Consider the following 3,515-nt stretch of genomic DNA (forward strand, 5'->3'; position numbering starts at 1 on the left):
CGCTGCCCGAAGCAAGTGCCTCGTCGGCGCTGAAGGTGGCATCCGTGCTGCCGGGCTGATAGGGCATCAGCACCAGGATGCGTGCCATCAGGCTCTGCAAGTCGGCCAGGGCCGGCGCCTCTGGCAGGCAGGCCTTCGCGAGATCCTGCAGGGCCGGGGTCGGGCGGGTGAGGGGGGTGGGCCTCAGGTAGCTCAGGGGAGAGATGAGGGAAGACTCCTCATCTTCCGGGGCGTCGTCGCAGATCTCCACCTCCCCGTGGGCGCGGATCAGGATCCCCTCGTGGGGGGACTCCAGGCTCAGCACGTGCAGTATGTTGCCGTAACCGTCCGTGGTGCAGGTGGCCTCCCCCGGCAGCTCCAGCTCCCAGGAGAGGATCTGCTGGCGGGCCGTGCTGTGGGGGGTCAGGCGCAGGTACTGGGTGCTGCGGCGCACCACGTCGGCATAGTGGTAGCGGGTCTGGTGATCGATGATGAGTCTCATAATACCTCCAGGTAGGCGGCGTGGATGCTCTGGCCGATGGCGCCGATGTCGCTGAGAAAATCACTCAGGTACTCCTGCATGCCGAGGGCAAAGACATCGTCGATGGCGCCATAGGTCAGATGGGCGTTGAGTATGGTGGTCAGGCGCCGGGGCGTCTGACCGGCGTTGCCCTCGATCTGGGCCAGGATGAGCTCCATCTCGTCGAGGCAGGCCCGCAGGGAGCGCGGCACTTCATTGCGCAGGATCAGCAGCTCGGCGATGGAGGCATGGGAGAGCGTCTTGTAGAGGGTCTGGTGGGCCTCGTAAGCGCCCACTGACCGCAACAGGGCGTTCCAGCGGTAGAACTCGCGCACGCTGTCCTCGTCCTCCCGGATCACCTGATACTTCACGGTCAGGATGCGTGCCGTGTTGTCGGCCCGCTCGATGAAGGTACCAAGGCGCAGGAACCAGAGCACGTCACCGCGCATGATGGTGCCATAGGTGGCGCCGCGAAACTGGTGGGAGCGCTCCTTGATCCAGTCGAAGAACTCCTGGGCCTGGCCGCTGGAGAGCCCCGCCTGGCGGCGCCGGCGGATCTCTATCCAGGCGGCGTTGATGCTCTCCCACACCTCACCGGGGATCTTGCCCCGCACGGCGTGGGCGTTGTCCCTGGCCATGCGCAGACAACTGAAGATGCTGCTCGGGTTCTCCTCGTCGAAGCAGAAAAATTGCAGCAGGTTCTCCATGTTCACCTGGCCGTAGCGGGCCAGGAAGGGCTCATGGGTGCCGCTGATGGTGAGGGGCGCCACCAGCTCGCTGTGATCGGCGTCGATGGAGGGCATCAGCGACATGGTCTGGGTGACGTCCAGCATGCGCGCCGTGTTCTCCGCCCGCTCCAGGTGGCGGGACATCCAGTAAAGTTCGCTTGCGGTGCGGCTCAGCATGGGCTGCCCTCCATGACCCAGGTGTCCTTGGTGCCACCGCCCTGGGAGGAGTTGACCACCAGGGAGCCTTCGGTGAGGGCGACCCGGGTCAGGCCGCCCGGTACCAGGCGCAGCTCCTGCCCCGTGAGAACGAAGGGGCGCAGGTCGATATGGCGGGGGGCGATGCCGGCGTCGACGAAGGTCGGGCAGGTGGAGAGGGAGAGCGTCGGCTGGGCGATGTAGTTGTCCGGCCGCGCCTTGAGCAGTTCGCGAAAACGGGCCAGCTCCTCGCGACTGGCGCAGGGGCCGATAAGCATGCCGTAGCCGCCGGCGCCATGGACCTCCTTGACCACCAGCTCCTCCAGATTGGCCAGCACGTGGGAGAGGGCAGCCGGCTCGCGGCACTGCCAGGTGGGCACGTTGTTGAGAATGGGATCTTCCCCCAGATAGAAGCGGATCATCTCCGGCACATAGGGGTAGATGGACTTGTCATCCGCCACCCCGGTGCCGATGGCATTGGCCAGCACCACGCCGCCGGCGCGGTAGACCGAGAGCAGCCCGGGCACGCCGATGAGGGAGTCCGGGTTGAAGGCTAGGGGATCGAGGAAGTCGTCGTCGATGCGGCGATAGATGACATCCACCCGTTTCAGCCCCGTGGTGGTGCGCATCAGCACCTGACCATCCTTGACCACCAGATCCGCGCTCTCCACCAGCTCCACCCCCATCTGCTGGGCGAGGAAGCTGTGCTCGAAGTAGGCGCTGTTGAAGCGTCCTGGTGTCATCACCACCACGCAGGGGCTGTCCACCGGGCTGCTCTCGCGCAGGGTCTGCAGCAACAGGGCCGGGTAGCGCTCCACCGGGGCGATGGGCTGGTTGTGAAACAGCTCCGGGAAGAGGCGCATCATCATCTTGCGGTTCTCCAGCATGTAGGAGACCCCGGAGGGGGTGCGCAGGTTGTCCTCCAGCACATAGTACTCACCGTCGTGGTTGCGGATGATGTCGACCCCGGTGATGTGGACATAGGTGTCCCGGTGCAGGTCGACCCCCTGCATGCAGGGCTGGTACTGGGCATTGGTGAGGATCTGGGCGGCCGGGATCACCCCCGCCTTCAGGATGCGCTGATCGTGATAGATGTCGTGCAGAAAGGCATTGAGGGCGGTGACGCGCTGGCGTATCCCCTTGTCCAGATGTTGCCACTCCCGGGCGGGAATGATGCGGGGAATGCTGTCGAACGGGATGAGGCGCTCGGCGCCGTCCCCATCCCCGTAGACGTTGAAGGTGATGCCGACCCGGCGAAACAGCAGATCGGCCTCCTCACGCTTGCGCTCTATGCTCTTCTCGTCGGTCTGGTGCAGCCACGAGAGGTAGGCGTGGTAATGATCGCGAAACTGGTTGTCGGTGAGCAGCATCTCGTCGTAACAACCGGGTCCGGGGGGCTTGATGGGCAGCATAGGCAACTCCTTGTGACGTCCCTGCGTACATCACAAAGTGCAAGGGCTGTGCCAGCCAATTGAGTCGCTATCGAGGCCAGTGTCAGTAATTTTTCATTGAAAAATCATATGGATGACTTATATGTCATCAAGGGTCAAGGCAGGGCGCACCAGAGTGGTACCCCATAGAGGGTAAGCCTGCGCCATCTTGTGGCAACAGGCCATGAGGGCAAGGGACGGGCGCATCGGGATGCGGGGGCGGAAGGCGAGCGCCCTTGCCCCGAGCTGGGGCAGGGGTAAGAAAGAACCCGACCGATGGCCGGGCTTGGGGGGATTCAGGCACCGGGAGTGGAGGGGCGGCCTGCTGGCCTCAACGTTCAACCTTCTGGCAGGGGATCATGCAGGGACGGGGCCAGGGCAAACCAGGCCGAAGCCAGGTCCGGGCTGCCCAGCGGCGTCGCGGCCATGAGGTCACGAACGTCAAACTCGTCCGGCACGCGGGCGGCGTGATGTTCCCAGACATGATCCAGCGTGGCTTCCTGGCGTGCGGGCAGGGCGGCAATCTCGGCGGGGCTGCAAAGCCCGTGGTGCAGGAGCTGGGGAGCATAATCGAGCATGAGCTGCTCCCGGCAGGCCGTGCGGATGTCGTCCCTGCTCCCCAGGTGACGCAAGGCTTCCAGGTTGCCAGCAAGCCAGCCGAGG

The 3,515-nt window shown here is 64.8% G+C and carries 4 protein-coding genes; all 4 read right to left on the minus strand.

Annotated features, from left to right (window positions below):
• Nucleotides 1-481: transglutaminase N-terminal domain-containing protein (locus tag AACR77_RS19570; protein ID WP_042881891.1), on the minus strand; the 481-nt coding region annotated here is incomplete at its 3' end.
• A complete protein-coding gene (locus tag AACR77_RS19575) occupies nucleotides 478-1,404 on the minus strand; it encodes an alpha-E domain-containing protein (protein ID WP_010674396.1) in 927 nt (308 codons plus the stop codon). The genes AACR77_RS19570 and AACR77_RS19575, both read right to left, overlap by 4 nt.
• Nucleotides 1,398-2,834, minus strand: a complete 1,437-nt coding sequence (locus tag AACR77_RS19580) for a circularly permuted type 2 ATP-grasp protein (protein WP_042881893.1) — start codon at nucleotides 2,832-2,834, stop codon at nucleotides 1,398-1,400. Before AACR77_RS19580 ends, AACR77_RS19575 begins: the two co-directional genes overlap by 7 nt.
• 356 nt (nucleotides 2,835-3,190) lie before the next feature.
• On the minus strand, nucleotides 3,191-3,515 hold a 325-nt coding region (locus tag AACR77_RS19585; protein WP_042881895.1), incomplete at its 5' end, for a hypothetical protein.

The organism is Aeromonas sp. ZOR0002 (assembly GCF_963866995.1).
Lineage (GTDB): Bacteria > Pseudomonadota > Gammaproteobacteria > Enterobacterales > Aeromonadaceae > Aeromonas > Aeromonas caviae.